3 protein-coding genes are annotated in these 5,420 nt (G+C 77.3%); 1 reads left to right on the plus strand and 2 read right to left on the minus strand.

Features of this window, described 5'->3' with window-relative positions; all coding sequences use genetic code 11:
* Window positions 1-117 precede the first annotated feature (117 nt).
* Window positions 118-717 (minus strand): DUF6426 family protein, encoded by a 600-nt coding sequence (locus AB0D08_RS40095; RefSeq protein WP_033821730.1) that lies wholly within the window; start codon window positions 715-717, stop codon window positions 118-120.
* A 195-nt stretch (window positions 718-912) separates the two neighbouring features.
* Complete coding sequence (locus tag AB0D08_RS40100; protein WP_359895293.1) at window positions 913-3,747, minus strand: LuxR family transcriptional regulator; 2,835 nt, start codon at window positions 3,745-3,747, stop codon at window positions 913-915.
* A gap of 489 nt (window positions 3,748-4,236) precedes the next feature.
* On the opposite strand from AB0D08_RS40100, the gene AB0D08_RS40105 reads away from it, so the two are divergent.
* Complete coding sequence (locus tag AB0D08_RS40105; RefSeq protein WP_033820846.1) at window positions 4,237-5,196, plus strand: EamA family transporter; 960 nt, start codon at window positions 4,237-4,239, stop codon at window positions 5,194-5,196.
* The last annotated feature ends 224 nt before the right edge of the window (window positions 5,197-5,420 follow it).

The raw sequence follows: 5,420 nt of genomic DNA on the forward strand, positions 1-5,420 counted from the left end.
CGATGCCGTACGGGGCGGAGTCGGTGGTGGGGCCGAGCTTCTCCAGCTGGCCCTCGGTCTGCTTGATCGCGTAGTCGATGACCGGGCGTCGTGCCGCCCCGGGCGGTGCGGAGGTCATCAGCACGCGTGGTCGGTGACCACACCGGTCGGCGCGGTCACGTTGATGTAGTCGACGTGCTGCTGGCCCGTGAAGTCGTAGGTGGTGATCTGGTACACGTTGGTCTGGATCTCGACGAACACCCCCAGGCTCTGGCCCGGGTTGAGCGTGGCGTCCAGGCTGTGCGTCCGGGTCACCGAGGTGTTGACCTCGGCGCCGAGCGAGGCCTTCAGCGCGGTGAGCGCCTCCGAGGAGATGCTGGCCGTGATCTTGAACGAGGTGTTGTACTGCACCGTCGTGGACAGCCGCTCGGGGATGGTGTTGGTGTTGCGCCGGCAGAACTCCTGCTCCTCCCAGGTCTGGCCCTTGCTGTAGACGACCGCCGTCGCCCCGCTGCCGCCGCCGCCCCCGGGGAAGATGACGCCGGGGCCGGGGCCGGGGCCCTCGGGCTGCGGGTGGCCGATGACCACGATCGTGTCATTCGGGTCGTTGTTGTCCCACGGGTCGCAGGACGTGTAGCAGTCGCTGGCGAAGGCCGCCTGCGGCAGGGCGATCGCCGGGACGGCGGTGAGCACGGTGACCCCGAGGGCGACGGCGCCGAAGGCCTTCCTGAGCTGCATGGGTGACTCCACGGTAGAGGTGCGAGGGTGCGGGGGTCGCGGCCCGGGGGCCGCCCCGCCGCGGACGAGTCTCGCCGCGGCTCCGCTCCCCCGACATCCGTAGACCTACGCAACCGGACTGCCGAACTCCGGGCCGTACCCGCCGACGTGAACGCCCGACGGAACGTCGCAGCGCTGCGGGAACGGCCCGCGCCGTCACCCCGCGCCGGACGGTCGGTGCAGGAGCCGGGCCAGCGCGAGCCGGGAGCCCACGCCGAGTTTTCGGTAGGCGCTGCCGAGGTGGGTGTCGACCGTCCGCGGGCTGAGGACCAGCCGCTCGGCGATCAGCCGGCTGGGGAGCCCGGCCGCGGCGAGTTCGGCCACCTCGCGTTCGCGCGCACTCAGAGCGGCGACCGGGCCCGGGGCGGACGAGCCGGGCGGCCCGGCCGCAACCAGTGCCGCGCGCATCCTGGCGCCGTCCTCGCACAGCCGCAGCGCCCCGCACCGCCGCGCCCCCTCGATCGCGTCGTCGAGCGGGGCGAGCGCCGCCGCCGGGCCGTGCGCCCGGGCCGCCGCCGGAGTGGCGGCCAGCACCGTCCACGCGTGCAGGACCGGCATCCGCAGCGCGCGGAACGCGCCTGCCGCCGCGGTCGCCAGCTCCGCCGAGCGCCCGTGGTCGCCCTCGGCCGCGGCGAGCGCGGCGCCCGCACGGTCGGCCTGGGCCTGCTGGAAGGCCGGCCGGCCCAGCCCGCCGGCGGCGGCGTCGGCGGCGCGGGCGCTGCGCCGGGCGAGGTCGAGGTCGCCGCCGTGCACCGCTGCCGTCGTCATCAGGGCCAACAGCGAAGGGCGGGAAGCCGGTTGGAGCAGCGCGAGGTCCTCGCCGCCGCCCTCCAGCAAGGTGCGCAGGCAGTCCTGCGGGTCCCCGCCGACCAGCCGGGCCAGGGCCAGCAGTCCGAGCGCGGAGCCGCCCCACCAGCCGCTGCCGGGCACGGTGTGCCGCAGGCCCCGTTCGGCGAGTGCGACCGCCTCCGGGGTGCGGCGCGCGGGCAGCGTCCAGAGCAGGGCGGAGGCGCGCATCGCCATCGCCAGCCCGACGGCGTCTGGGGCGCCGAGTTCGGTGGCGAGCCGCTCCGCCTCCCGGGCGTGCCGCTGCGCCAGGTCGAGCCGGCCCGCCCAGTTCTCCAGCGTGGACAGGCCGATGAGGTGGTTGACCGCCACGTGCTTTTGCGCACCGCCGCCCGCGACGGCGAGGCCGCGGCTGAGGTGGCGGTGGGCGTCGGTGAAGCGCTCCAGGTAGAGCTCCGCGCAGCCGAGCAGGGCCAGCACCTCGGGGGCCCGGCCGGCCACCGTGTCGGGCCGGGCGTCGACCAACTGCCCGCAGCGGACGACCTCGGGCCCGACCCGGGTGAGGTCACCGGCGTAGCTGTCGCAGAAGGCGGCCAGGACGCGCAGCGCCGTCCGGTCGTCGGGGTCGGATCCGGCGGCGGCCGTGGCGGCCTCGTGGGCGAGGGTGCGGACCTCGGCCGCGGTGCCGCGCAGGGCGTGCACCAGGCCGTGGTCGAAGACCAGTTGGACGGTGTCGGCAGGCAGCGGGGCAGGCAGCGGCCGGGGCAGGGTGTCGATGACGGTCCGGGCCATCGCGTCGGCCTCGGCGTAGCGTCCGAGCAGGCGCTCCACCTCGACGCAGGCGGCCAGGGCCGCGGTGCGGCGCGGTTCGGGCAGGCCGCCGGGTGTGCGCAGGAGTTCGTGGGCGAGGGTACGGGCCTCCTCCAGGCGGCCCGCGGCGGTGAGCGCCCGGCAGCGGTCCAGGCCCAGCGCCACCCGGTGTTCGGCGCCGGGCCCGGCGGCCGGAAGGGCGGCCAGCGCGGCGCCGAGCCAGCGGGCGGCGGTGGCGGGGGCCGAGGCGTAGACCTCGGCGGCGCCTTCGGCGAGCACGGCGACCAGGTTTGGCCGGTCGCCGCCGAGCAGGGCGTGCTCGGCGTGCCGGGCCCGGGCGGCGGCCCCGGCCTGCCGGGCCTCCAGCAGGGCGAGGGCCCGGCGGTGGGCGTGCAGCCGCAGACCGGGGGCGATCCGGTGGTGCACCAGGTGGCCGAGGACGGGATGGCGGAAGGTCAGGCCGCCCGCCGGGCCGCCGGGTCTGAGCAGGTCCGCGCGGGTGAGTTCGGCGACCGCCTCGGCGGTGCGGTCCTGATGGTGCCCGGCCACCTGGGCGAGCTCACCGAGCAGAAACGTTTCGCCGAGGACGGCGGCGGCCGCCAGTACCTCCGTCGCCGCCACCGAGAGCGCGTCGAACTCGGCGATCAGCGGCGCGGCGGCGCGCAGCAACGGGCCCGCGGCCCCCACGGCGCGTTCGGGCCACACCTCCGGGTCGGCCCCGGCGGCCAGCAGGACGCGCAGGATCCGCGGATTGCCCGCGGCGGCGGCGCGCAGCCGTTCGGCCTGCTCGGCTCCGCGGGCCACGCGCCCGTCGGCGGCGGCCTCGGCGAGGACGGCGGCGACCGCGGCGGCGTCCAGCGGCGCCGGCTCGACCCGGTGCAAGGTGCCCGCCTGCTGGGCCTCGTCGAGCGCGGCGAGCAGGGCGGGCGAGGTCTGCCGGGGACGGTGCGCGAGCGCCAGCAGGTACGGCGGCCGCTCACCGGCCAGCCGCTCGGCCAGCCGGATCGAGGCGGGATCGCCGTGGTGGAGGTCGTCCAGGATCAGGACCGCTCCGGGGCCGCACCCCCCGCCCGGCGAGCGCAGCGCCCGCACCAGGTCGCGGTCGGCGGCGGAGTCCCAGGACGGCCCGCCGGGACAGGGCGGTTCGGCGCCGTCCCAGGCGTCGCGGAACAGCTGGTACGGCTTCGCGTCCTCGGGGCGGGCCCGGGCCCGCAGCACGGCGGCGCCGCGGTCGGCCGCCAGCCGGGCGAGCCGGTTCAGCAGGGCGGTCTTGCCGATGCCGGGATCGCCCGCGATCTCCAGCACCGCGCCGCGGCCCGCACCGAGCTGCTCCACCGCCCGTGCGAGCGCGGCGAGTTCGTCCTGCCGTCCGGGTAATGCCGAAGCCGCCGACACGGCCGCCCCCTCTCAACCGCCCTCCGGGACCACCTGCGGGGATGCTAGCGATCTTCACAAGAGCTTGACAAGACTCGCCCGCCGACCCCGCCCACCTGCGCGGCACCGACCAGCTCCACCGCCCGGACCACCTCCACCGCCCCCGACCGCCGACGCGGCACCCGCGGCGAGGCGGCGCCCCCTCGGCACCGCGCACCGCGGCCAGCCGGCCGACCCCCGCAGATCGCCGCGACCCGCGCCCGGCCCGCCCCCGACCACCGCGCCTGCTCCGCGAATCCCGTCACCGCTCACCGGCGTCCCGCCGGGTCGCACCGGGCGCGATAGGCTGGCCGGCATGCCGCAGACCGTTCTGCCACCTCCCGCCGCCTGAGCGGGCGGCCAGGCCACTGAGGACCTCTCCCGGGTGATCACGCCCCGGGCCGGTCGGTGTCGCCCGCGTACGGGACCCCAGCAACCGACCCCTTTCGTCTTCGGTGGGAGAACCACACCATGTCGGCTTCCCGTGCCCTGCCCGTCGGGCGGGCCCTGCTCTACCTCGTGCTGTCCGCGACCGCCTGGGGGACCGCCGGCGCGGCCGCCGCGCTGCTCTACGGGCACAGCGGCCTCGGCCCGATGGCCCTGACCTTCTGGCGTTCGGCGGGCGGGGTGGCCCTGCTGCTCGCCGTCCGCCGGTCCGCCGGCCGGCCGGTGCCGACGGGCCGCGTCCCCCGCGTCCCCCGTGTCCCCCGCCCGGCCCGGCTCGGCCGGATCCTGGTGAACGGTCTCGGGCTGACCCTGTTCCAGGCCGCGTACTTCCTCGCCGTCCAGCGGACCGGGCTGGCGGTCGCCACCGTCGTCACGCTGGGCGCGGCACCCGTCATGATCGCCTCCGGGGCCCGGCTGACCATGGGTGAGCGGCTCGGCGGCAGCGGGCTGCTGGCCGTCGGCGGCGCGCTCGGCGGGCTGGCGGTGCTGGTCCTCGGGGACGGCGGCAGCGGCCCGGCCGACCTGGCGGGCATCGGCTGGGCCCTGCTGTCGGCCGCCGGGTACGCCTGCATCACGCTGTACACCCGGCGGCTCGGGCGCAGCGGCGGCGGCGACGGCCCGTACGCGACCACGCTGTGGTCGTTCACCGTCTGTGCGGTGTGCATGCTGCCGTTCGCGGCGGCGGAGGGCCTGTGGCCGGACCCGGCCGGGCTCGGGCGCACCCTCGCGCTGCTGGCCTACCTCGCGGCGGTACCGACGGCGCTCGCGTACGGGCTGTACTTCGCGGGGGCGGCCGTGGTGCGGGCCACCACCGCCTCGGTGGTGGCCCTGATCGAGCCGGTCAGCGCCACCGTGATCGCGGTGCTGCTGCTCGGCGAGCGGCTCACCGCGGCGACCGCCGCCGGGACCGGCGTGCTGCTGCTGTCGGTCGCCGGCCTGGCGCTGGCCGAGACCAGGCCGGCCCGCCGGGCCCGGCCGGCCTGACCGACCGCCCGCCCCGCCCCGGCCGGTGGCCGTATGGTCGGGCGGGGCGCAGCGCCGGGTGGTCCGCGATCACGGTGCAGCTGCCGGGAGCGCACGATTCCTCGCCCCCTCGCGGACGCAGTGCTGGACGGTCGAAGTACGCGTCAGCTGCCCCGAAGACCCACCGCCAGGGTCAGTTCAAGGACCCGGTGCGGCGAGGCGAGATCCGGAAACAGCTCCCGCAG

Source organism: Kitasatospora sp. NPDC048540, from assembly GCF_040651175.1.
Classification (GTDB): Bacteria; Actinomycetota; Actinomycetes; order Streptomycetales; family Streptomycetaceae; genus Kitasatospora.